Raw genomic sequence first — 26,181 nt, 5'->3', positions numbered from 1 at the left:
TAAGCCTGAGCTTAATCTAAGGACAGCCAAAGATATAGCGTACAGCCCGAGTAACGAAAATAGTTGTATTGACTTTGCTTTTCTAACTTATATCAACCTATCTTTTATCACCAACGTATTGGCTGCAATATCGTGCCAACACTGGTTTTTCTTATTGAGGAAACTGTATAAATAGCCAAAGAAAACAGGAATTACAGATAAGATTTTAGAAAAATTCCTGACTAGAGAAACACCAAAAGAAACCCGGCTACCTTCTAGATCGGTTACTTTAATATTGAGGAGTTTTTTACCTATAGTGGCCTGACTGGCTGATGCTTCGGCAATACTGCCATAAATTAGCTTAATGATAAATATAGATGGAAATGGGATTAGAAAAGCCATAATCCGCTGATCTTTGCCTTCAATAAAAATATAACTCGTTAAAATGATAATGCTATATATTCCAAAAATAATAAAATGATCAATTACCGATGCCAACAGCCTTTGATCGAAAGCGGCAAAATATTGGGGTGCTGTTTTTTGATAACTAAAACCCAGAAGCTCACGCAATTCGGGAATTGCGTGAGCTTCTTTATAATCGTCCATTCCGGGCTTACGTATAAACGTATTCGCACTGATGTTTAAATCTTTCAGTTCGGTTAAACTATACGGCCCCTGTGGCTTTCCATTAATTACAACTATATATTGATCAGGATTCATTGGATTGGATCAGGATGATGAGATTTTAGGATTGTAAGATCCGCATTTTATAAAAATTTCTTCTACAAGAATAAGCCTTACACCCTCCACCTTAAAACCTTCTGCCTTTTTAATATCTGCTTACTTCAAAGTTACTCAATCCGCCATCTAAATTAATAAAGATTTTTTTGGTTGAGGTTTTATAGTTTGAGGTTTCGTAAACACCATCGCTCAATTTCTCAAAACCATCGAAATCTTTAGCTGATAAACCTGTTTTGGTTTTAATTCGGCAGCCTGAATTAGTAGGCACCTTAATGTTAACATCGGCCACGCCAGATTTCACAATTACGTCGGTTATTGGCAATAAATCTCCGAATTTAATATCCAAAGCTGCTGCTCCACCATCAAAGCGGAAGGTACGCACTTTGTAATTGGCAAAATCAAAGTTCGCTTCGCCAGCTCCCAGTTTCATTAAAATATCCCAGTTGGCTTCTTTATTCAATTTAAAGTTAACATCGTTACCACCATCACCAAAATTCCATTTACTCTTTTTATCGTCCATTTGGAAAGTAAGTACGATAGTGCTATCGGTAAGCAATTTCTTTAAAGAGAAGTTACCATGTCTTTTCTTTACGTCGGCATTAATCAACTCGGTTGTTTCACCATCAAGATTAAATGAAATGCCACCTCCAGAAATATTTAGTACTGTTTTTTTCGCATTATCTGCAGCTACAAATGGCTCAGATAAACTTAAGTGATTATATGAGGTATCACTATCGTTATCATCATCGTCGTTGTCGCCATCATTATGGTCGATATTAACATCGATATCTTTTTTGAAATGGTGCCCCCACCAGTTACCATGCTCGGGTACTTGCTGTCCTTTGTAAAAAAGGAACGACAAAGCCACTACTAAAACGCCAATAGAAATGATACTACCTGTTTGCGAGTTGTTTTTATTGAACAGGATATTTAAACCTGCTATAATTAAGAACACTGGCCAAAAGCTCCAAACGTTGCGCCAATAAAAGTTGATTACACCAAAGTTTTCGAGTAGAAGTACACCGCCAATAAAAAGCAGGATAATACCCCAAATTAATCTATCTAATTTCATTCTATTTATACTTGAGGGTTAGCGGATGTTGAATTATCATCTTTGTTAGCTGGTGCTGTAGGTTCATTTTCTACAATAGTTTCAGAAAAATCAGCTGTTTTTTGTTGTTCAGCTTCTTTTTGTTGTTCAGCCTCCTGTTGGTTCTGAAAAGCAGCCCAGTCATTCTTTCTTTTTGATTTAGCTATAATACTTACACCTAAGGCAATAAATATCAATGGCCACATGTACTTGAATAAATTGTGGATACTAAACCAGTCGGGTATAAAATCCATTTCGCGCATCAGGAAAAAACATCCTATCACTAGCAATACCAATCCGCCTATGGTGCGGCCAGTATCGTTAGATTTATTGAATTTGTCGAAATTGGGCTGTGTTTCGAAAGGCGTTTTTTGTCCACCATCAACAGGTTGCGTCCAATTCTGGTTTCCCTGGTTCGCTGGTCCTGCAAAAGGATCGGCAGTCCCAAAGGGTTGTGCATTTGGGTTTTTCTTGCCAAAGTAATCGTTAAATTTAGAAAATCTTGCTGCCGGATCATTATTAACCGGAACAATAATCCACATTACTATATAGGCAACCAAGCCACCTCCAGCCATAAATATAGCCGATAATGCAAACAATAATCTAATTATGGTAACCTCCACCTGCATATAATCTGCAAGTCCCGAAGCTACACCGGCAATCATCTTATCGTGTTCGTTTCTAAAAAGCTTCTTTTCCATAACGTTGTTCATTTTGTGTTTAAAAATCAAGCGGAGTAATCAAAACCTCGTCTACATTTACCCCTTTACTTAAGTTTAAAATGGTAAACAAAGTTTCTGCAATATCTTCAGGCTGTACAAATTTTTCATCCGGAATTGTTGTTCCTTCCCAGGATGAAGTTTTAGTAGAGCCTGGCAAAAATGCAGTTACTTTAACATTGTGAGGTGCTAACTCTTGCCGCAATACATGATTAAGACTTAACATCGCTGCTTTTGTTACACTATAACTGCCTCCATTTTTCATAGGTGCTTTACTGGCCACCGAACAGATGTTGAATATATGGCCTAGCTTGGCTGAACGCATTTTTTTTCCAAAAAATTTACTGATGTAATAACAGGCATTTGTATTTATATGCTGCTGTTTTTCGAAGGTTTCGTCATCCTCATCGAGCATGCTGCCAGGCAAAAAGATCCCCACATTATTTACTAAAACATCTACTTGATCAAGATTTATAGCAGTCGAATTTAAAAAAGCATACACCTCTTCTTTAACAGAACAATCTGCTGTCTGCGTAAAAATAGCATTCCCATAAGGGGTTAGTTCCTGTCGAAGCCTGTCGAGTTCATCTAAACCCCTTGCTACCAAAACTAAATCGTACCCATTTTGGGCTAATTTAGTCGCAATAGCTCTACCAATTCCTTTAGTTGCTCCGGTTATTACAGCTTTCATTTATTTATGGTTTAATTTTTGTTAACAAAAAACCATATTTATATTCAAAACCACGAATATTTTTACAATTAGCAAAGTGCTCCAAATTTTTATTGTTTCTTTGTAGTAGTATAGAACGATCATTTAAATTAAGCAAATACATACGGAATGAATTTTACCAATTTCGGCAGATACATCCTGCTACTCAAGTCTGTATTCAGAAGGCCGGAAAAACTGAAAATATACCTAAAAGAAATCGCCAAACAAATGGATTATGTTGGTGTAGGCTCTTTAGGTTTAATTGCTATCATCTCTACTTTTATTGGTGCAGTAATGACGCTACAAATTGCTTTCCAGTTGGTTAGTGATTTTATTCCAAAAACAATTATCGGTTCTGTAAACCGCGACTCGAGTATATTAGAGTTAAGCCCAACCATTAGTGCAATTGTACTGGCAGGAAAAATCGGATCGGCCATTTCATCAGAAATTGGTTCGATGCGTGTTACTGAACAGATTGACGCTTTAGAAATTATGGGTATAAATGCACCAGGCTACCTCATCCTTCCTAAAATTATTTCGGGCATAACCATGGTACCCATGCTGGTAATCATTTCTATGTTTTTAAGTATTACCGGTGGATATATTGGCGGTTCTATTTCAGGTGCCGTTACCCCTGCAGAATATATTCAAGGTATAACAACTGATTTTAATCCTTACACCATCACGGTTGCTTTGGTAAAGGCATTTGTATTTGGTTTCATTATTACATCAGTTCCAGCTTACGAAGGTTTTTACGTTCGTGGTGGTGCTTTAGAAGTTTCGCAGGCCAGTACAAGAGCAGTTGTAATTAGCTGTATCTCTATTCTTGTTTGCGATTATTTAGTTACTCAACTTTTATTGTAATGATCGAAATTAAAGATATTTATAAATCTTTCTCCGGAAATGATGTATTACAAGGCATTTCTGGAAAGTTTGAAGAAGGTGTAACCAATTTAATTATCGGTGGTTCTGGATCAGGAAAAACAACTTTATTGAAATGCATGGTTGGCTTGCATCAGCCAGATTCGGGCTCGGTATTGTACGATGGCCGTGATTTTACGCCGATGACCTACGAGCAGCGGATTGAGGTGCGTAAAGAAATTGGCATGCTGTTTCAAGGCTCTGCCCTGTTCGATAGTATGACTGTTGAAGAAAACATCATGTTTCCTTTAAACATGTTTACGGATCAAAGCAGAAAAGAAAAGCTTGAAAGAGTTGATTTTTGTTTGGAACGGGTAAACCTTGCAGGTAAAAACAAATTATTCCCGGCAGAATTATCTGGAGGAATGAAAAAACGTGTGGGTATTGCACGTGCTATATCTATGAACCCGAAGTATTTATTCTGTGATGAGCCGAACTCAGGTTTAGACCCAAAAACTTCGATTGTAATTGATGAGTTGATTCAGGAAATTACCGAAGAATACAAAACCACTACTATTGTAGTAACACACGATATGAACTCGGTTATGGGTATTGGCGATTATATTTTATTCCTACACGAAGGAAAAAAATTCTGGGAAGGCAGCAATAAAGAAATTGCACATACTGATATCCAAGAATTGAACGATTTCGTATTTGCCAGCCGCTTCATGAAGGCAGCAAAAGATAAGTTTTAAGAAAATTCTTATATTTGTAATATGACAACGGCTACAAAAAATATCATTCACAAATTGGAAACCTTACCAGAAAGCATGGTAAATGAGGTAGAAGATTTTATTGATTTTTTAAAAGCTAAACAATCGAAGAGCTTTCCTAAATCAGCAAGTGAAAAAGCAAATGTTGTTGAAGAACCAAAAAGCTTATATGGCGCTGCAAAAGGTTTATTTATCATCCCTAAAGATTTTAATGATCCGATAAATTTCTACTAAATAAAATCGTCATTGCGAGGCACGCCTCGTGCCTCGCAATGACGGACTATACATAATAATACATGATACAATTACTTGCCCCAACCCACTGGAAAGATTATGAACTGATTGATTGCGGGGATTTTGAAAAATTGGAACGTTTTGGAAATGTAATCCTTATCCGTCCTGAACCACAGGCGGTATGGAAAAAAACATATTCAGAACAGGATTGGAAAAAAACGGCCAACATTACTTTCAGGGGCCGTTCAGCTACTTCTGGCGAATGGGTAAAGAAAAATCAATCTATTCCTGATCGTTGGCATGTAGAATATAAAAATGATGAAGTGGCCATTAAACTCCGCTTAGGTTTAACATCTTTTAAACATGTAGGCGTATTCCCTGAGCAGGCAGTAAACTGGGATTTCATCTCTTCGTCGATTAAAAAATTTAAAACGCCACAGCCTAAAGTTTTAAATCTTTTCGCTTATACTGGTGCGGCATCACTAATTGCCAATGCAGCAGGTGCTGAAACTACCCACGTAGATTCGATTAAACAGGTAGTTACCTGGGCAAACGAAAACCAGGAGCTTTCAGGCTTGAAAGATACCCGTTGGATGGTAGAGGATGCCTTAAAGTTTGTAAAAAAAGAATTAAAAAGAGGCAAAAAATACAACGGAATCATTTTAGACCCTCCTGCTTATGGCCACGGCCCTAATGGCGAAAAATGGAAACTGGAAGATCATATTCAGGAAATGATGCAGGATGTAGTACAGCTGCTGGATGAAAAAGAACACTTCTTAATCCTAAATACTTATTCATTAGGATTTTCATCGGTAATTGTAGAAAATTTAATCCGTACCTCATTCCCATCAGTTAAAAACCTCGAAACCGGAGAACTGTTTCTACAGGCTACTTCGGGCATTAAATTGCCATTGGGTGTTTTTGGCAAATTCTGTAATGTGTAAATGTTGATTACTTTATTTTAAACTACCAGATTTCCACCCTACTTTCATCAAAACAGATTCGGAAACTGTCTAAACTTTAATTATCTATATAATATTTATGAAATTCCCTCAATTAGCAGGCACACTAATACTTGGTTTTGCCGCAATCAGCTTATTTGCCAACTGTAATTCAGACGGTAAGAGCAGTGGCGGTATCGGCAAAATCTTCTCTTCTGATTCAACTAAAAAGAAAACGGACTCAACGGTAAACGTAATGAAACCGGTTGACCCAAAGCTTTACGATTCGTTGGTAAAAAAACTGGCAAACGGAGATACTACCGGAAGATGGCCAGTAAAAAAACAACCATATCCTTTGGCGGGAGCCATTTTACCTTTTAAACGCATCGTTGTTTATTATGGAAACCTACATTCGAAAAAAATGGGTGCACTTGGCGAATATGCGCCTAAAGAAATGTGGAAACGTTTAAATGCTGAGGTTAAACATTGGGAAAAGGCTGATCCCTCTACCCCTGTACAACCAGGATTACACTATATTGCTGCAGTAGCAAGCGGAACACCGGGGAAAGATGGAAAATACATCAACAGAATGGGCAACAAACAGATTGATTCTGTTTTGAAAATTGCCAAAATGCAACCCAACACCATTGTATTTTTAGATCTTCAGGTAGCTTTAAGTACCATAAAAGCCGAGTTACCGCATATCGAAAAGTACCTGCAATTGCCATACGTTCACTTAGGCATTGATCCTGAATTCTCAATGAAAGATGGAACATTACCAGGAAAAAAGATTGGTACTTATGATGCAGCCGACATTAATTACGTAACGGGCTATTTAGCAGATCTTGTTAAGAAATACAATTTGCCTCCAAAAGTATTTGTATTGCACCGTTTTACTAAGAAAATGGTAACCAATTCTCCAAGTATCAAATTACGCCCAGAAGTTCAGGTGGTAATGCATATGGATGGATGGGGTGAACCTGAATTAAAAAAAGGTACCTATCGCCACTTTATACAGGGTGAACCTGTACAGTTTACGGGTTTTAAAATATTTTACAAGAATGATCTAAAGAAAGACCCTAAACGCCTGATGACTCCAGAAGAGCTGTTAAAACTTACTCCAAAACCGATATATATCCAATATCAATAATATACCAGACGCCCGTGACCCGAAATTACGGGCGTTCTTAATTTAATCATATAATCCGCTCTCAAAATGAAAAACCTTATTGCACTAGCGTGCGTCCTTTTAGCAGTTTGTACTTCAGGCTTAGCCCAAGAACTAAAAACCTCAAAATCGCTGGAAACGGCTTTAGAACAGTCGTTCCTATCCAAAAAGCCTGTACTGCTAATTATAAATGTGACAGGAATATCAAAACCAGTCAATTTGCCTGCCAATGTAAAAGTTAATTTTAAATCGGCTCTAGAAGAACCTGAAGTTGTAAACAAGATTGACGAAAACTTTATCGTTTATAAAACCACAATGACAGACACCAACATTAGGTCGATCATTAGAGAAGCAAACATCAAATCTTTTCCTGCATTTGTTTTCCTTCGTTCAAACAAGGATGTCTTTTTTAAAGATTTCGGAAACTCTACCGATCAAAAAAAATACATCTCAATGATTAATAATGCCTTATTAGCCTCAAAAGAAGAATCGATTTCTGATATGGAAACTAAATACAATGCAGATAAGAGCAATAATGTATTGTTAAAAAAATTAATCGATACCAGGAAAAAACTTGGAATTACGAACAACGCGCAACTTATTGAACAATATGCAAACAACCTAAAAATAGGAGATTTTAACGACTATCAAAACGTATTGTATATTTTGGAGGCCGGTCCATATAGCGATGGAAGTGCTTATAAACTAGCTTACACAAATAGAAAGATAATTGACAGCTTATACAGGACTGAACTGCCTCAAAAAAGATCGGCAATTAATAATGTCATTATCTCCAATACGATTGCTGATGCTGCAAAAAACAAAAACACCGCTAGGGCAATTTCTGCAGCTTCTTTCGCAAGAAATACATGGACAAAAGACTACAGACGAGGAGACAAAGCATACAATACCCAGATTTTATGGTACTACAACACCGTAAAGGATACCGCAAGCTACTTAAGAACAGCCAGTTACTTTTACGATAATTTCTATATGAATGTTAGTGCCGACAGCATAAAGAAAATTGAGGCTAAAGACCGTGAAGCTTTAACCCAAAAACACATAGCTTTTAGCCCTTATAAACAAACCATTTCTAAAGAAAAATTAGACAGCTTACAAAAAACCGCAGGAGCAAAAGTAATCACACAATCATTTGTCAGTGTTGGATCTCCATCAAACTCATATGCAAACGAATTAAATAATGCCGCATGGAAGTTTTATGAAATTGGTACTAAAAACCTTAATTACCTTAGTAAAGCTATGATCTGGAGTAGACGTTCTATCGAGCTGAATCCTATTCCTGGATATTACGATACTTTAGCGCACATTCTTTACCGCCTAGGCTATAATGAAGAAGCAATAAAAACCCAAGAAATGGCAATAGACAAAGCAAAGAGTGAAAAGACTTCTACAGCTAATCTCGAATCAGAGCTGAAGAAAATAAAAACCAAAACACTCTAGATCACATCCATCTTTTTAATACAAAGGGATTTGTCGATATAAGAACGAAGCCCATAACCGAAAACCGCGGGCTTTTTGCTTACCAAATAATTTTTAACAGAAAAAGTTTATAGTTTGCCATATAGTGTATAAATACTATATTGATCCCCTGTAAGTTACCGGCTTTTAAAACTTTTAGGAATAATCGACAGCTAACCAAACTTTAATACCAAAAAAATGTCTTTTTTTGATAGGTTAAAAAAGTTGGAATAGATTTTAGATAGGTAGAATATGCAAACAGCAACATTTGGCGGGGGCTGCTTTTGGTGCACCGAAGCCGTTTTTCAGACGTTAAATGGAGTAATCCAGGTTACATCAGGCTACATGGGGGGAGATTTAAAGCATCCCACCTATATGGAAATTTGTAATGGTAATACCGGGCATGCAGAAGTAATTCGAATCGCATTCGATGAAAGTATTATTTCGTTCAGGGAGCTTCTATTGGTATTCTTTAAAACCCATAATCCAACAACCTTAAACAGGCAGGGTAATGATGTGGGTACACAATACCGCTCGGTGGTTTTTTACGATAATGAGGATCAGAAAAAACAGACAGAGGAAATGATAGAAGATTTAACCCAACAACATATTTTCGATAAGCCCATTGCTACCGAAGTTTCCCCCATAGCCGAATTTTATGAGGCTGAAGATTATCATCAAAACTATTTTAGCAACAATCAGGGGAAATCCTATTGTGCATTTGTGATACAACCTAAACTTAATAAGTTTGCTACTGATTTTAAAGATAAAATTAAACCAGCGCTTTTGGAATAATTAAATTTCGAAAGTAAGTAAAGCATGTTGGCTTGCCGTATGAATATCTCTCCAAACCCTATTAATTTCTGATTCCTTTTTTGCAGCCGCTAAGCCACAGTATGGGAATAAAGTAGCTGCCGATTTCCAACAGGCATGGGCCAATTTACGACTGATTGAACTCACCTCCATTAAGATATCCTCCTTAATTTCACCATCGCCCATTAACTGATCCCAGGACTCCTCAAACGCATGGTAGAATTTGGCGCGAAGATTTAGTACCTCTTCTTTACAACGGTTAAGTTCGTTGTTAAAAAACAAAATTTGCGCTTCATTATATCTCCCCAATCCAGAACGCGAATAAAAAGATTGCTCTACCAGTTTGATAAAATGATTGGTCATTCCTAAACTATTTACTGTTAACGTGGTTTCTGCGAGCTGTAAAAAGGGATAATCAAAGCCTGAATCTGCCACTTCAATATGCTGGTTAATTTTAAAGGTCCTATTTTCGTCGACGTTTAAATCACAAACTTCAAAAGCATGACTGCCTGTTGCAATTAAACCAAAGTAAGACCACCCAGGTAAAATATTTACTTCCTCCTTTTTAAGGATAAATGATTTTATTTCAGGTTCTCCATTTTCATCTAAAATATCATCACCATTTTCGTTTTTAAGCGTGCAGTTGGCTGTAAATATAGTGGCGTGTAATGCCCCGCTGGCATAGCTCCATTTTCCATTAAGCAGATACCCGCTTTGCGTTTTAATGGCCACCCCACCAACGGCACCACTCCCGGCAAAACAAACTTCACGATCGGCAAAAATCTCTGCAGCCAATTCAGGATTTAAAAACCCTGCAAACCAGCCTGCACCTGCACAGAGTGTAATGGTCCAGCCTAAACTTCCATCAGCTTCAGCCAATTCTTCTTCCAATCTTAAAATTTCAGGAAGTTTTTTGTTTGGTCCGCCATAAATTTCGGGTACAAAAAGCTTAAACCAGTTTTCCTGATAGGCCAGTTCTAAAATTTCGGGATGAAGTTTGCCCAGTTCTTCCGAAATTGCTGCATAAGCTTTTACTTTTTCCTGCCAGGTGGTGGTTAATGTTTCTTGCATGATTATTTTTTGCTTTGCGTATGAAGGTAATTAAGCCAATTTGAGTCTGCTTTTGTTAATGATCTTCTTCCAGTCTAAAAACCCAAATATGGCTACAGTGAACAAAAACGTAGTTAAACAGGCCATAAGTGGAAGCTTTTTATGAAACAGCAGCGGAATGGCCACAATATTCGAAATGTTCAGGAATATCCAGTTTTCTATTTTACGCTTGGCCAACAGCCACATACCTGCCCATGCTGTTGAAGATACAAAGGCATCAAAAACAGGCACATCCGAATCGGTATAATGCCTCAATACAAGGTAAAGTACGCCGAAACCAATCACAGAAATTAAAACAGCAATGGTTAATTCTTTATTGCTCGACCATGAAACCTGATTTTCTCCGTCCTGTTTTCTTTTCTTCCAGATTATCCATCCGTAAACACTCATCACCAGATAATAAATGCTCAGTAAGGTTTCTGCATACAGCTTTACATTTAAGAGTAGAAACATCGATAACAAGATCGAAATTATTCCTGTTGGATAAAGCCAGATACTATTCTTCTTCGCCAGTAAAACTTCAGATACCCCAAAACCTACAGCCAACCATTCGATTAATGAGGTGTGTAAAATTTGCTCCTGAAAAAGCTTAAACCAATCTTGAAAATTCATTTACAATAATTTGCGTTGTGGCCGGTAAAAATAATTTGATACCGTTTTCGGGGCGAAACAGTTTTGTAAATTTTAACCTCTTCCTACGGCGGCATTACCCGCATCAGGTTCATTAGAAGGTGTAAGGTTTGAGGTATAGGGTGTAAGGTTAAACCCTATACCTTAAACCTTTTGGCTTAAACCTCTAAATGGGTATAATCTCAGCAAATTGATGGCAACAGAAATTGCGGAATCAAAAAGCACCCCTTTGAGCAAGGCAAATATAGGTTTAAAAATGAAAGATTTTGATTTTTATTCGACTTTGCAGTTCTGAGAGGTTAATTTTTAGCAAAACATTAGTTCGTCATTCCCAACTTGATTGGGAATCTTAAAGCTATTGCATTAGGATTCCCACCTGCGTGAGAATGACGAACCGCCGGGGACTATATATCGCCAAATCAATTAAATTGACAACTCTGGAATCTATTTAGAACAAGCCTAACTGCCCTTTATCGTCGATATCAATATCATCCGGGTTGGTGATTTCAAAATCTATTTTTTTAACAGGTTTATCTTCCATTTCGGGTTTATCTCCGGTTTTAACTTCTTTTTTAACAGGTTCGGCTTCTGGCTTAGACTTTTCTACTAATGGCTTTTCTACAGTAACAGGTTTTTCTTTTACCTCTGGTTTTTCTGGCTTAACCACAGGCACTTCTTTAGGTTCTTCTTTGCGTTCGAACTTTGGTTTTGGCTGCGCTACAACAGGTTTTTCTTTTACCTCTTCCGGCACTTCTGGTTCTGTTACGGTTTCCTCGTTCGCAATCGCCTCTTCGCTTGTAACCACCTCATCTAGTGTTTCTTCAGCATCCTCTTCCTCGTCAATTGTTGCTTCCTCAACCGCCTCAATTTCTATCTCAGGCTCTTCTAACACTACTTTTTGAACGTCGTGCGGCGACAGTCTATTGCCATTTGCTTTTAGTCCTTTAACATCAATCAGTTCTGCTAAGATTAAATCCAATGTTTCTGGGATTTGGGTTTTACCTTTTAAAACATCAACAATAATTTTCGCTGCCGGATTTGAAGTAAGGAACAACAACCTCGATTTCTGCTCCTCACTAATGAAAATGGTTTTCCTACCATTAGCTTGCAGTTCGAACGCAAAACGTTTAATAAAATAATTTTGTGCTTTGCCTTCAAAATGGACCGCGGCAAAAATTTTCTCCGGATCAAACTTCTGGATCAAGATCAGGCCATCATCAAAGTGGTTACTCAACTCGAAAGAACTTAACTCATAGAAGCCATCCTTGTGTACCTGTAAAATGCGGTCATCGCCATCAAATTCGCCCAGGTATTTTCCGCGACCATCAACATTTAAGCGTTTTAATAAATCATCGTACCAGATTTTCAGCCCTGATAAGGTAGAAACCCCTTTACTCTTCAGGATGATTTTTTTGACAGGATATTTCGAAATGATATTTCCCTGCGATCCGCGCCCTTTAATCGCAACTTCTGCAAAATCCTGATCGAACTGAAGTTTGCGCAATTTAGAGTGCGGTTTTAATGCAACATTTACAATTTCCGCTTCGCCATTAGGGTTAGCAGTAAAATATAAAACCTTCGAACCTTTCGATCCTTTGGTTAAATCGTACTCCTTATCGCGGGTTACGCCAACAACTGCAAACCTTTTAATGTAAGATGTACCACTAGCGCCATCTTTATAAACCATATTGTAAATGGTCCGCTCGTCGTTTTTCTTAAAAACCTGTGCGTGTATGATGCCTTTACCTACAAAGGTCTTATCGGCTACCTTGGTGATAATGCATTTACCATCCTCACGAAAAACAATTACTTCGTCTATATCCGAACAATCGGCCACAAATTCATCTTTACGTAAACCCGATCCGATAAATCCATCTTCACGGTTCATATACAGTTTTACGTTGGCCAGTGCTACTTTCGACGCTTCTACCCGATCAAACAAACGGATTTCGGTTTTACGTTCTCTTCCCTTTCCGTATTTATCCTTCAGTTTTTGATACCAGGCAACAGCATAATCGGTAAGGTGTTTTAAGTGATTTTTAACCACTTTAATTTCATCTTCCAGATTTTTCATCTGCTCATCAGCCTTTTTCACATCAAAACGGGTGATGCTACTCATTGGCTTATCAATTAGTTTCTTAAAATCTTCAGGTAAAATTTCGCGATATAACGATGGTTTAAACGGATCGAATAAAAGATGTAATACTTCTACAACCTGATCAAAATTGGTTGAGTTTTCATATTCAGGATTTTTGTACATCCCCTCCTGAATAAATATTTTAAGTAAGGAACTAAAGAAAATCTTCTCCTGCAACTCGTGCAGGCGAATCTCCAATTCCCATTTTAATAAGTTTTTGGTGTGTTTTGTATTCTCAATAAGAATATCGTTCACACTTAAAAAAAGCGGCTTATCCCCTTGAATAATACAGGTATTTGGCGAAATAGACACTTCGCAGGCCGTAAAGGCATAAAGTGCATCAATGGTCACATCGGGCGAAATACCAGGTGCCAGATGCACCACAATCTCTACATTGGCTGCAGTGTTATCTTCAATCTTTTTAATTTTGATTTTGCCTTTATCATTGGCCGATAAAATACTATCGATAACAGAACCTGTGGTGGTGCTAAATGGAACTTCGGTAATCACCAAAGTCTTTTTATCCTTCTCGGTTATTTTTGCACGCACGCGGATTTTGCCTCCACGCTGCCCCTCATTATAATTCGAAAAATCGGCCATACCACCCGTAAAAAAATCGGGTAGAATATTTGGGCGAACATTTTTCAATGCTTCTATCGATGCATCTAACAGTTCGATAAAATTGTGCGGCATTACCTTGGTAGCCAAACCTACCGCAATACCTTCAGCCCCCTGCGCCAATAACAAAGGGAATTTAACCGGTAAAGTAATGGGTTCGTTGTTACGGCCATCATAACTTAACTGCCATACCGTAGTATCTGCATTAAATACCACATCATTGGCAAATTTTGATAAACGCGCCTCGATATAACGTGGTGCCGCAGCACTATCGCCGGTAACCGGATCGCCCCAGTTACCCTGCATATCGATCAGTAAATCTTTTTGACCAATCTGCACCATCGCATCACCAATAGAGGCATCACCATGCGGGTGGTATTTCATCGTATTACCGATTACATTGGCCGCCTTATTGAAACGCCCATCATCCATCTCCTTAAGCGAGTGCATAATGCGTCGCTGAACGGGCTTTAAACCATCGTTGATGTGTGGAACTGCCCTATCCAGAATTACATAAGACGCATAATCGAGAAACCAGTTTTCGTATAAACCGTTGATTGGGGTTATGGTATGTTTGTGCTCTTCGTTTACGTTTTGATCTAATTCTTCACTCATTTATTTACAAAAATTGGCAGCCGTAAATATAATAAAAATGATTTCATAGAATGAAGAGAGGTTATTCACATTTCGAGATGGGAAATTTGTTAAAAGACAAGGGCAAGGTGCGTTTTGCTTAGCTCTTGCCGTCATTCCCGCGCAGGCGGGAATCTTAATCTTGGATCTTATAAAATGATTTCTCATCCTATCGGCTGGTGTCTCACCTGCCGAAATCTAAATTTGTTTGTATTGATTTGGAAAGCAGGGTTCCGTAAATTTTGTTTAATGTTTCCTCCGGCTTTCCGATGCGATCTTTTTTGCTCTCCAGCTCAGCCCAAGGCAGCAAAAAAGGATCTTCTCTTCAATCCGGTTTAGAAAAATAGTTTCGTGCTGCTATTTAGGGTTGCAGGATGCATAGAAATATCCCTAGACACTATTTGAAAAGTAAAAATAAATAAACAATTATAGGGTCAGCCGAGCTTATATTCCCTTATATGTCTTATATGGTAAAAAAGAGATAAGAAAAGATCCTTCACCGCATGCAGGATAAAAGATTTAATAGAAAAGTCGTCATCTCGACTGTAGCGCAGTCCCGAATTTTCGGGAGAGAGATCTATCTAGACAGATTTTGCTTCGCAGAGCCTTTGGGTTCTCGACTGCGTTGCACTCCGCTCGAAATGACGATTCGCGTGAAGGTACTCATCTCCCGAAAAAATATTGCACTATTCCACCCCCAACAGCACACCCGAAACATTCCATGCGCTTGAACTCGAACCTTCGGGTTTACCCATCGGGATGGTTACTTTTATGGTATGCGGTCCGGCTTTTAAATCACCCAAACTTATCCATTCGGGATTGGTAACTGTGCCTGGGCACCAGTTGGAACGGCTTAAATCTGACGAGGAAAGACCCGTTTCGAAATTTCCAGAGGCAGGATTCGATAATCGGTACGAACCGCAATCCTGGCGCCATGGCGTAAAAGCGAATGTTTCTTTTTCATCCAGCCAGATGGTGTTTTTCCGTGGTACAAACTCATCGCCATTTCCCCAGCCACCATGCCCGGTTGTGATGTAGCGCAGTTTTGCATCTTTTAGGTCTTTTGCTAAGGTGAAAGAAACTTCCAAACCCTTATCGCTGCTAAACATGGTTGCATATTCTTGTCCAGCCATTTCCATTACATTGGTCGAATTAAATAAAGGCAAAATCACTTCTTTGGCTTCCTTTTGTCTTCCTCCATTATGCAGTGTTATATTTAAAGAAACTTTATGACCGCCCTTGTCATAGTTACCAACAAAAACAGCTATCCAAACTTCTTTTCCATTTACCAGCGGGAACAGTTCTGAAACATCCTGTCTGTAATAAACTTTCTCCGCCCATTTTTTATCCTTCAGTTTTAAATTATTGTATTTGCCAACACCGAAAGGGGTAAAAAAGCGCATCAATTCTATAACGGGATTATAATTTGCTGTAGCCACAACACCCTGGTATTTCTTTCCATTACCATTGTCGTAAACCGGTAGGTCTTTAACAGAATTTTTAAGTGCATCCATTAAACTGATCTGTTTATCGGTTGGGATGATAAATACCGATCCTGTTCGATCATAAGCATCGCCGTTCGATTGTTCGGTTAAATCGACAAAAACATTGGGGCTGGACTGAAGCTCAGGAAATTTAACTTTCCTGGCAATCACGGTCCCTCCAGCAAAGCGGAATACAGAATCGTTCGATTGTGGTTTATCTATAAAATTGATTGTTTCGTTATTAAAAACACTTAGCGTGGTAAACCTGCTTTTCCAAAGCAAATCTTTATATGTTAATGCATCGGTAAGCTTAGCACTTATTTTATGCAGATCGATCAATTTCGAATTTTTAACTTCTTCAATTTTTGTAGCCGTTACAAAGCTACTGCCGTTACGCACCTGCTCTAAAACCAAACCAAGGTTCTGGCCCAAATTGGTTGGTGCCGCTTTAATACCTGCTTCAGTAGTGTACCACAGATCAATTCTATTCGAATTAACTACCGTGGTGGCCTTTTTGCAGGTATAACCCAAAATCACTTTGGTTTCGTTGCTCAACTCAAAAGTTTGCTTGCCAATTGCAAGGCTATCGGCAGTTGCAATCTGCTTATCTATACTTAAATCGGCAACCTGAAACAAAATTTGTGCAGGTTTCGCAACAATGCTTTGTTCGTAAGGATACTTTGCTTTACGATCGAGAATAGCAGTATTACTAATTAAATTCTGGTTTGCTGAAGCCATTACCACAGTTGGATTACGGTCTTCCCTGGGCTTCCCATCAGCGGAACGGAAGTAGACTATTTTATAAACCGCACTATTTTTAAGGACGGCCTGCGCATTTGCGCCAAAAGAAATAAAGAGGGAGAAAACGAGGGTGTAGAGTTGCTTCATTATGGCTAAAAAACCAAATATAGGGAATAAGATAAGAATATTATTTTAGCCTCATTTATAGAGAAAAGTCGTCATCTCGACTGAAGCATAGTCCCGAACTTTCGGGAGAGAGATCTACCTCGATAGATTTCTCGACTACGTTGCACTCCGCTCGAAATGACGGCCGACCCTATCTCTCCAATCTATCTTCAACAAAAGAAAAGGGCAACAAGCTCTTAACACTCGGCACTTTAAGCACTTCGCCGTTTAAACAATAAAAAATCACTTCAATCGGTGTATTTTGCTTACGCTCAAACTCTGCCATCACCTGTAAACACCCGCCACATGAGGTGATTGGTTTTAAAATCTCAAAATTATCAGTTTGGGCAGTAATGGCCATACTTTCAATAACGGCATTTGGGTGAGCAGCACCAATGGTAAAAAGTGCAACACGCTCTGCACAAAGTCCTGAGGGATAAGCTAAATTTTCCTGGTTGCTGCCTAATATCGTTTCGCCAGAGGCCAAACGGATTGCTGTACCAACCCTAAATTTAGAATAAGGAGAATATGAGGTATTTAAAGCCTCTGCTGCAAGTTCGCAAAGCGTTTTATCTGCCAATGTTAATTCTGTAATACTTTCGTATTGTTCAAAAGTTATATTTAGATTTATTGAATTCATTTGTAACTAATTAGGAAACCGCCAATATTAAATTTTTATAGCGGGCGAACAATTTAAGTTATTTTTTGTATTATTTAGTAAAACATGCCTTAAAATTAATTTTAATGGCATGCTTTTGGCATTTATCAAACACCAAACACGCTTAGCTTTGAATAAATACGTACGCAAAAGTCTAAAAATTTTATTGTGGGTAATTGCTTCCATCATCATTCTGGTTGTTGGTTTGGCGCTATCTTTAAATATTCCAGCAGTTCAGAATTTTGTTAAAGACAAAGCTATTAACTATCTTAAAAACAAAACCAAAACCGAGGTAAGTTTAGAAAGCATTAAAATTGCACTGCCAAAAGATGTGGTTTTAAATAAATTCTATATCGAAGATCGCAAAGGCGATACCTTATTATATGCCGAAAAACTGGCGGTTGATATTAGCTTATTCAAACTGTTAAAAAACACCATTGAGGTTAACAATATTGAGCTGAAAAACATACGTGCAAATGTTAAACGTATTAGTCCCGATACAACATTCAACTTTTCGTTCCTGGTTGATGCTTTTATGAGCGATCAGAAAAAGCCTGAAGAAAAAATAGATAAAGACACCACCTCTACCCTTAAATTCTCTGTCGATAAAGTTTCATTTGAAGATATAGGCATTAACTATCGTGATGATGTGGCCGGTAATGACGTGAAATTATATCTGGGTGCCTTTAAAACCAAAATCAAAGATTTCGATTTAGCCAATCAGCACTACGTAATTAAAGAATTAAGTTTAGTGAACACTTCTTTACGTTATCTGCAGCAAAAACCACTAGTCCACCTGGTGCAGCACATTACAAACAGTGTTGATAGCAGCGAGAAAGAACAGGGCAAACTGCCATTAATAGAAGTGCAAAACTTCATTTTTAGTAAGGTAAAGGTAAATTACGACGATCAATTATCGACCACCAAAGCCGTTGCCGATGTAAACGATCTGGGTCTGGTAAACCTAAAAGTAGACTTAACCAACAGTAAGTATGCTGTTGATGATGCCCATTTAAATAAATCGAATATCCTTTTTGCTTTTAAACCAGCGCCAAGTAACGATTTAAAGAAAGTTAAAGATACCGTAGTTCCCGAAAAATCGCCTTTGGGTTTAATCATCAAAAACATCAGTTTGGCCGATAACAATGTACAGTTTGATAATATTGGGGCAAAGCCTGTTCCTAAAGGCACGGACTTTAACCACCTTAAAATTACCCAGCTAAACTTAGGCGTTAGTGATGTAAGTTATAGCGCCGCTGGTATAAAAGCCAATGTTAAAAATGGATCGTTAAAGGAAAAAAGTGGTTTTGTACTGGATCAGCTGAGAGGCGATGCGGTGTATAACGACAAACAGATCAAACTGAGCAATTTCATTTTAAAAACACCTAATACTTCAATCGAAAATGCGACTGAATTAAATTTTACCTCGATGGAGGATTTAACCAAACATCCTGAACGCGTAAAATTGAATTTGACCTTCAAAAACACAAGCATTGGTTTAAAAGATGCTGGCTTTTTCAGCAATGCCGTTCCAGCAAATTACCGCAACGAAAAAATAAAACTAACAGCAGATGTTAATGGCTATCTGAACAACCTGAATATCCCAAAACTGCAGATCAGTGGGTTAAAAAATACACAGATAGATATCAGTGGAAAAGCGAAAGGTCTACCTGATATCAAAAAAACCTATCTCGATTTAAATATCAAAAAGTTTCACCTAACCAAGGGAGATATTTTGGTGGTAGTACCCAAAAAATCGCTGCCACCGACGATCGAATTGCCAAATGTAGTTGATGCGAAAGGCACATTTAAGGGTTCAATGACCGATTTCAACACTAACCTGAACATCAACACCGATATGGGTGGAGCGGTTTTGGTAGCCGGTATGAAAGGACCAAAAGGTAAGGAAAGTTATAAGGCCGACATTAACTTAAACAACTTTAACGTTGGCAGGCTATTAAAAATGCAACCTAAACTGGGTAGGATTTCGGTTAAGGCAAATGTAGCAGGCACAGGACTCGATCCTAAAAAAATTAATGCAAAATTTAACGCCAAAGTAATTAGTGCCTATTACAACAAATACACTTACTGCAATTTAAATCTTGCCGGGAATTACAGTAATCAGAACATCAGCATCAAGAGTAGCATGCCCGATAGCAATGCCAACTTTAATTTAGATGCTAAAGTGAATCTGGCAGGAAAATATCCTGCTGTAAAAGCCGACCTAAACTTAAAGCAGATAAATTTACAGGCATTAAACTTTAGTCCAACGGTATTAAGTGCAGCAGGTATAGTTAAAGTAGACCTCGCTACCGCCGATGCTGATTATTTAAATGGGTCGGTTGATATTACGAGCTTACAATTGGTAAAAGACAAACAAAAAATCAATGTAGATACGATTTCCATCCGGGCTAAATCAACCGCGACAGAAAACGAGCTGACCTTAAAATCTGAAATACTATCAGCAAAAATTGATGGCAAGTACCAGCTCACCAAAGTTGGCGATGCCATTATCAACGAAATTAACAAATACTATGCTTTTGGCACCGTTGCGAAAGTTCCCGACCAAAGGTTAAGGTTTTTTGTACAGGTTTACGATTCTAAATTATTAAAGGAGTTTGTGCCCGAGTTAACGGTATTCAAACAATCGCAGTTTTATGGATTGATCGATACACAAAAAGACAGCTTACAGATTAAAGGGAATTTCCCACAGGTGGTTTATGGCGATTTTAAGGTAGATACTACGGTTTTAAACATCAATAATGATAACAATAAACTGGCTTATAGTTTAACGGTTAAAAGTCTCCAAAGTCCAGCTATTGCACTCTTTAATACGGAAGTAAGTGGCGATGCTTCAAATAATAACTTAGGCGTTAACATCTTCTTGCGAGATAGAAAGCTTAAAAATAAATATGTAATTGGTGGTACCTTTCAATCGATTAATAAGGATTTCAAATTCACTTTAGATCCGCAAAAACTATTGCTCGATTATCAAAAATGGGTGGTTTCGCAAGATAATTACATCCAGTTTGGTGCATCAGGCATATTGGTTAACCAGTTCCAGATTAGTAATAGTGGTCAATCACTTTCCATCAATAGTAATCCTACCGAACCAAATGCGCCCTTGGCAGTAGAATTTAAAGATTTCCAATTAGAAACCTTAACCAAATTTGCAGAAACCGATACCACTTTGGTTGGTGGTCGATTAAATGGAACAGCGAATGTTAAAGATTTAGCCAGCACACCGAAATTTGAAGCAAATTTAACCATCGATCAGTTGCGTTATCAAAAAGATCAACTGGGCACTTTACGCCTGGCCGTAAACAACAATACCGAAAACGCCTTTGAGGTAAACGTTGCTTTAACTGGGGTGCACGAGTTAAGGGTTAACGGCTTCTATTATACTGCACCAGAAAGCGCTTTAGATCTTACGGTAAACATCGATAAGATTGAAATGAAAAATATAGAGAGTTTATCTGCAGGTCAGCTTAAACGTGGTACTGGTACCTTAACAGGCGCGTTAACAGTTAAAGGTGCACTAACAGCTCCGAAAATACTGGGCGATTTAACTTTCAATAATGCAGGCTTTAATGTGGCTTATGTAAATTCATATTTCCGCATGCCTAACGAAAAGATTTCATTCACAAACGAAGGCATCAGTTTTAACAATTTTACACTCCTTGACTCCTTAAACCAAAAAGCAACCATCAATGGAAAAGTTTACACCACCGATTTTAAAAATTATCGTTTCGGTTTAGATATCCGAACAAACAATTTCAGGGCAATCAATTCGACCGCAGCTGATAATGATATGATTTACGGAACGGTATTCTTAACAAGCAATATTAAAGTACGCGGAGATTTGAACCAGCCAGATGTGAATATGAACATCAATGTGAATAAAGGCACAAAATTCTTCTTCGCTTTACCTTCGAGTGATCCGGCGATTATTGACCAGGAAGGTATAGTACAGTTTATCGATGCGGATGCACCTCCTTTTAATGGGCAAAAAGCGCTTAAAGTAGATAGCATCAGCAAATCACCTATTAAGGGTCTAAACCTGGTGGCATCGGTTAAGGTAGATCCAGAAGCAGAACTGAATGTGGTTGTAGATCCATCTACTGGCGATAACCTAAAAGTTAGGGGTGATGCAGACTTAAATGTAACGATGGATCCAAGTGGTAAAATCAGTATGACCGGTCGCTATGAAATAGTTGATGGTTCATACAATTTAACAATCGCAGTTGTAAAAAAAGAATTTAAACTGGTTAAAGGCAGTAGCATCGTATGGACAGGGGAACCTACTTCTGCAACTGCAAATATTACGGCATTGTACGAAGTTAACGCAGCTCCTATCGACCTGTTAAATCAACCAGATCTTTACGAGGCCAGAACCAAATTGCCTTTCCAGGTTTATTTGATGATAAAAGGTGAATTATTAAAACCAACCATTTCATTTAAGCTCGATTTACCAGAAAATGAGCGTGGTGCCTTAAGTGGCCAGGTTTATACCAAGCTGATTAATGTAAACCGCGATGAAAGTGAGTTGAACAAACAGGTTCTTGCTTTACTTGCCCTAAACAGGTTTATTGCGAATAATCCCTTCCAAAGTTTGGCCGGCGGTGGCGGCGGCGTTTCTACCCTTGCCCGTTCGAGTGTAAGTAAGCTGTTAACGGAACAATTGAATAATTTAACCTCCGATTTAATCCAGGGTGTTGATCTTAACTTCGGTGTAAATTCATCTGAAGATTACTCAACAGGTTCGATGCAGCAAAAAACAGATCTGGAGGTTGGCTTATCGAAAAAACTGTTGAATGACAGATTAACCGTTAGCGTAGGAAGCTCTTTTGCTTTAGAAGGACCACAGGCTCCAGGGGAAAAATCGACCAATATTGCAGGAAACGTGAACGTAGAATATGCACTCTCTGCCGATGGACGATACCGTTTAAGGGCCTACCGCCGAAACCAGAACGATATGATTGTACAGGGACAGATTGTTGAAACAGGTTTAGGTTTTACGCTGGTGGTAGATTACAATAAATTTAGAGAGATATTCCAAAAGAAAAGAATAAGAAGAATAAGAAACATTGAACAGAAAGCACAAGATGAGAAAACTAACTAGACCGCTTTTATTTTTATTGGCCTGTTTAGTTTGGGCGGCTTGCAGCAGTACCAAATCGTTAAAACCAGGGCAGATTTTGTATACCGGTGCTGAAGTAAAAATCAATCCTGATTCATCAGGGAAAATTGACAATGAAAAACAGGTCAAAACCGATCTTGAAGCCAAAACAAGACCACGTCCCAATAAGTCGATTTTGGGTATAAAATATAAGCTTGGTATTTACAATCTTGCAGGAGAACCCAAAAAGCCAAAAGGCTTTAGAAACTGGTTGCGCAGACAAGGCGAAGCGCCTGTGTTATTGAACGATGTAAAGTTGAAATACAACAATGATGTATTATCCAGTTATCTTATTAGCGAAGGATATTTACAGGCAAATGTAACCGGCGATACCGTTGTAAAAGGAAAAAAGGGTAAAGCTATTTATACTGCAGTTACCGGGCAGCGATATAAAATCAATAAAATTAATTTTCCTCCTGATACCGGGGTAATCACAAAAATCATTAATGCCAACAAAGATAAAACCTTGCTAAAAGTCGGCGATTATTACGATATTGATACCTACAAAAATGAGCGGATCAGGATTGATAACGACCTGAAAGAAAACGGCTATTTCTATTTCAGTCCTGATTATTTAATTATGCAAGTGGATAGCACCATTGGCAAAAACCTCGTTAATGTTTCGGTTAAAGTAAAGGACATTGCTCCAGATGCAGCATTAAAACCCTATACCATTAAAAACATTAACATATACCCTAATTATTCGTTAAGAAGAGATAGTACATTAAGAAAACTAAAGCCGTTACAGTATAACGATTTCAATATATACGATGACCGGAATACCTTTAAACCAAAGCTTTTCGACCGCTTGGTGTTCTTTCAAAAAGGCGAACCTTATAACCGTAAAGATCATAACCAATCATTAAACCGCATGGTAAATGTAGGTGCCTTTCAGGATGTAAGGGTTGAATTTTTACCGCTTGATAGTTTCAAAAACAATCAGCTCAACCTTAACATTTTTTTAACCCCATTAAAGAAAAACTCTCTTACCTTTTCGGTGGTAGGAACAAGTAAATCAAACAATTTCGTTGGTTCGGAAGTGAAAGTAACACAAACCACTAGAAACTTGTTTAGAAATGCAGAACAATTAGATTTAAGTGTTAGTGGTGGTTTTGAAACGCAAACCAAAGGCACTTCATTAGGCAAAAATTCGCTTTCATTAACTGCTGAAGGAAAACTGACCTTCCCCAGGTTTATTGTGCCTTTTTACAAACCGAATAGCACCAATGCTTTTATCCCGAAAACCATTGCCTCGCTTTCTTACCAGATGCTCAACCGTGGTTCTGAATATACTTTACATGCATTTAAGGGACAATTTGGGTACAACTTTAAAGAAAATCTTTACAAGGAGCATAATTTCAATCCAATATCAATAAGTTATGTTTCTACGAGCTTCCCTGATTACGATACCGAGGTAAGAATATACCAAGAAAATCCATTATTAAGAACTACGTTAGAAAAGCAATTTATCATTGGCAGTAACTATAATTTCACCTATACCAACCAGATGGAAGATAGCCGGAGAAATAATACTTATTTCTTTGGGGGGTTAGAAACCGGGGGTAATGTTTGGGGAGCTTTTGTACCAAAAGATGATGAAGGAAAACGTACGCTTTTTAACATACCACTAACGCAGTTTATCAGGGTAGAAGCTGATTTAAGAGACTATTATAAAATCACCAGAAACTTAATCTGGGCAAACAGGTTAAACCTAGGTTACGGTTATGCCTATGGTAACTCTACTTCACTCCCATTTGTTAAACAGTTTTTTGCAGGCGGCAGTAACGATATCAGGGCTTTTCCGGCCCGAACTTTAGGCCCTGGTACTTACAAAGTTCCTGATGATGCTATTTTTGCCGATCAGGGTGGTGATATTAAGTTAATGTTGAACTCAGAACTGCGTTTTAAAATAGTGAGCGTACTTTATGGGGCATTATTTGTTGATGCCGGAAATATCTGGCTAAGGAAAGAAGATCTTGGAGAGCCTGGCAAACCTGAGACGGCAAGACTTGGATCTGGTTTTAAGCTAAAAAATGCCTTTAATGAGCTGGCCGTGGGTACCGGTGCAGGTTTACGGGTAGATGTCAGCATTTTTGTAGTCCGCTTAGATGTAGCTTTTCCAATTCGTAAGCCATATTTACCAGAAGGGCAAAGATGGGTATTCGATGATATCGCTTTCGGAAATAAGGATTGGCGTAAACAGAATTTAATTTTTAACATTGGGATAGGGTATCCATTTTAATTTTTCAATGAAAATAAGAAGAATAGTACATAAGGTTAAATATTTCTTCATTGCCATTTACCACCTTTTTATTGCCGCTGGTAAAGGTTTTGTAGAAGACAGGGTTACTAAATTGAGTGCTTCGCTTGCTTATTACACCATTTTTTCACTTACGCCGCTGATTATTATCATGCTATCTGCCGCTACCCTATTTTTTGGCGACAAAAAAAATGAGGAAACAAGAGGTCAGTTTTATGGGCAGGTTACCAAAATGGTTGGCAAAGAGGCAGCTACACAAATCCAAGGTTTTGTAGAACATGCAAACAAATCCGGGCAATCTACCATTGGTTTAATTATTGGGATTTGTACATTGATTATTGGTTCAACTGCTATTTTTATTGAGATACAAGATAGTATCAACATGATCTGGAAAGTAAAGGCTGTGCCCAAAAAAGGCTGGATAAAAATGCTTTCTAACAGATTATTGTCTTTCTCTTTAATTGTTTCGATGGGCTTTCTGTTGCTTGTTTCACTAGTGGTTAACACTGTAGTAGTTGGTTTGGGTTCTAAATTGGCCAACCTACTTTCGCAAAGTAAGATAGATGAAGTAATCCCCGTTGCAAACGATACAATGGCCATTCTAATTTATATTTTAAACAATGTAATTACGCTTGCGGCTGTTACAGCGGTATTTGCTGTTATATTTAAGGTATTGCCGGATGTAATCATCCGCTGGAAGTCGGCAATAATTGGCGCACTATTTACTGCAGTTCTTTTCAGTCTAGGTAAATACCTGATTGGGATTTACATCGAAAAAGGCAATCCAGGTTCTGCTTTTGGAGCAGCCAGTTCGATCATCGTTATTTTATTGTGGATTTATTACACCTCGATAATACTCTACTTCGGCGCTGAATTTACACAGGCCTATGCCGAAAAGTATGATAATGGTATTTCACCTAGTAAGTACGCCGTATTTACAAAAATTACTATAGTAGAGAAAAAGGTAGATGTTCTGCCACCGCAGCACCCGGAAGATACAGTGAATGTGCCTAAAGAATAAGTCGGTCGTCATCCTGAACTTGTTTCAGGATCTTTCCA

The 26,181-nt window shown here is 38.1% G+C and carries 19 protein-coding genes; 10 read left to right on the top strand and 9 right to left on the bottom strand.

What is annotated here, in order from left to right:
• Positions 1-87 precede the first annotated feature (87 nt).
• From J7E57_RS20870 to J7E57_RS20855, 4 genes are all read right to left on the bottom strand, one after another.
• Positions 88-699, bottom strand: a complete 612-nt coding sequence (locus tag J7E57_RS20870; RefSeq protein ID WP_215125533.1) for an RDD family protein — start codon at positions 697-699, stop codon at positions 88-90.
• A gap of 109 nt (positions 700-808) precedes the next feature.
• On the bottom strand, positions 809-1,792 hold the full coding sequence (locus J7E57_RS20865; protein WP_215125532.1) for a LiaF transmembrane domain-containing protein: 984 nt from the start codon (positions 1,790-1,792) through the stop codon (positions 809-811).
• Positions 1,793-1,797: 5 nt separating this feature from the next.
• Positions 1,798-2,511 (bottom strand): PspC domain-containing protein, encoded by a 714-nt coding sequence (locus J7E57_RS20860; RefSeq protein WP_215125531.1) that lies wholly within the window; start codon positions 2,509-2,511, stop codon positions 1,798-1,800.
• Between the two features lie 19 nt (positions 2,512-2,530).
• Complete coding sequence (locus J7E57_RS20855; RefSeq protein WP_215125530.1) at positions 2,531-3,220, bottom strand: SDR family oxidoreductase; 690 nt, start codon at positions 3,218-3,220, stop codon at positions 2,531-2,533.
• 147 nt (positions 3,221-3,367) lie between these two features.
• Here J7E57_RS20855 and J7E57_RS20850 point away from each other — a divergent pair, with 147 nt between their 5' ends.
• From J7E57_RS20850 to msrA, 7 genes are all read left to right on the top strand, one after another.
• Positions 3,368-4,102 (top strand): MlaE family ABC transporter permease, encoded by a 735-nt coding sequence (locus J7E57_RS20850; RefSeq protein WP_057932019.1) that lies wholly within the window; start codon positions 3,368-3,370, stop codon positions 4,100-4,102.
• Positions 4,102-4,854 carry an ABC transporter ATP-binding protein gene (locus tag J7E57_RS20845; RefSeq protein ID WP_057932020.1) on the top strand — a complete coding sequence of 251 codons (753 nt, stop codon included), beginning with the start codon at positions 4,102-4,104 and terminating at the stop codon, positions 4,852-4,854. Before J7E57_RS20850 ends, J7E57_RS20845 begins: the two co-directional genes overlap by 1 nt.
• A 21-nt stretch (positions 4,855-4,875) precedes the next feature.
• Positions 4,876-5,106, top strand: a complete 231-nt coding sequence (locus J7E57_RS20840; RefSeq protein WP_215125529.1) for a DUF2281 domain-containing protein — start codon at positions 4,876-4,878, stop codon at positions 5,104-5,106.
• Positions 5,107-5,168: 62 nt separating this feature from the next.
• Positions 5,169-6,050 (top strand): class I SAM-dependent methyltransferase, encoded by an 882-nt coding sequence (locus J7E57_RS20835; RefSeq protein ID WP_215125528.1) that lies wholly within the window; start codon positions 5,169-5,171, stop codon positions 6,048-6,050.
• A 97-nt stretch (positions 6,051-6,147) separates the two neighbouring features.
• Entirely contained in the window at positions 6,148-7,197 is a 1,050-nt protein-coding gene (locus J7E57_RS20830) for a hypothetical protein (protein ID WP_215125527.1), read from the top strand.
• A 66-nt stretch (positions 7,198-7,263) separates the two neighbouring features.
• A complete protein-coding gene (locus tag J7E57_RS20825; RefSeq protein ID WP_215125526.1) occupies positions 7,264-8,676 on the top strand; it encodes a hypothetical protein in 1,413 nt (470 codons plus the stop codon).
• 270 nt (positions 8,677-8,946) lie between these two features.
• Positions 8,947-9,489, top strand: a complete 543-nt coding sequence (gene msrA, locus J7E57_RS20820) for a peptide-methionine (S)-S-oxide reductase MsrA (RefSeq protein WP_215125525.1) — start codon at positions 8,947-8,949, stop codon at positions 9,487-9,489.
• Here msrA and J7E57_RS20815 read toward each other — a convergent pair whose 3' ends face one another.
• From J7E57_RS20815 to J7E57_RS20795, 5 genes are all read right to left on the bottom strand, one after another.
• Complete coding sequence (locus tag J7E57_RS20815) at positions 9,490-10,578, bottom strand: acyl-CoA dehydrogenase family protein (RefSeq protein WP_215125524.1); 1,089 nt, start codon at positions 10,576-10,578, stop codon at positions 9,490-9,492.
• Positions 10,579-10,608: 30 nt separating this feature from the next.
• Positions 10,609-11,229, bottom strand: coding sequence for a nicotinamide riboside transporter PnuC (gene pnuC / locus J7E57_RS20810; protein ID WP_029275787.1), 621 nt, complete (start codon positions 11,227-11,229; stop codon positions 10,609-10,611).
• Positions 11,230-11,695: 466 nt separating this feature from the next.
• Positions 11,696-14,617 (bottom strand): DNA gyrase/topoisomerase IV subunit A, encoded by a 2,922-nt coding sequence (locus J7E57_RS20805; RefSeq protein WP_215125523.1) that lies wholly within the window; start codon positions 14,615-14,617, stop codon positions 11,696-11,698.
• A gap of 704 nt (positions 14,618-15,321) precedes the next feature.
• The gene (locus J7E57_RS20800; RefSeq protein WP_215125522.1) at positions 15,322-17,007 is read right to left on the bottom strand and encodes a PNGase F N-terminal domain-containing protein; all 1,686 of its coding nucleotides are present in this window, start codon (positions 17,005-17,007) and stop codon (positions 15,322-15,324) included.
• A gap of 169 nt (positions 17,008-17,176) precedes the next feature.
• A complete protein-coding gene (locus tag J7E57_RS20795; RefSeq protein WP_215125521.1) occupies positions 17,177-17,665 on the bottom strand; it encodes a cytidine deaminase in 489 nt (162 codons plus the stop codon).
• Between the two features lie 109 nt (positions 17,666-17,774).
• Between J7E57_RS20795 and J7E57_RS20790 the strand changes: the two genes are divergently transcribed.
• From J7E57_RS20790 to J7E57_RS20780, 3 genes are read left to right on the top strand one after another with little or no spacing between them, the layout of a single operon-like run.
• A complete protein-coding gene (locus J7E57_RS20790; RefSeq protein ID WP_251029990.1) occupies positions 17,775-22,805 on the top strand; it encodes a translocation/assembly module TamB domain-containing protein in 5,031 nt (1,676 codons plus the stop codon).
• Entirely contained in the window at positions 22,789-25,104 is a 2,316-nt protein-coding gene (locus J7E57_RS20785) for a BamA/TamA family outer membrane protein (protein ID WP_215125520.1), read from the top strand. Before J7E57_RS20790 ends, J7E57_RS20785 begins: the two co-directional genes overlap by 17 nt.
• Positions 25,105-25,111: 7 nt before the next feature.
• Positions 25,112-26,143: a YihY/virulence factor BrkB family protein gene (locus J7E57_RS20780; protein WP_215125519.1), complete on the top strand. Its 1,032-nt coding sequence runs from the start codon at positions 25,112-25,114 to the stop codon at positions 26,141-26,143.
• The last annotated feature ends 38 nt before the right edge of the window (positions 26,144-26,181 follow it).

It is taken from the genome of Pedobacter sp. ISL-64 (assembly GCF_018613605.1).
Lineage (GTDB): Bacteria > Bacteroidota > Bacteroidia > Sphingobacteriales > Sphingobacteriaceae > Pedobacter.
Note: the sequence above shows the minus strand (reverse complement) of the source record. Positions and strands in the feature narration are given on the sequence as shown.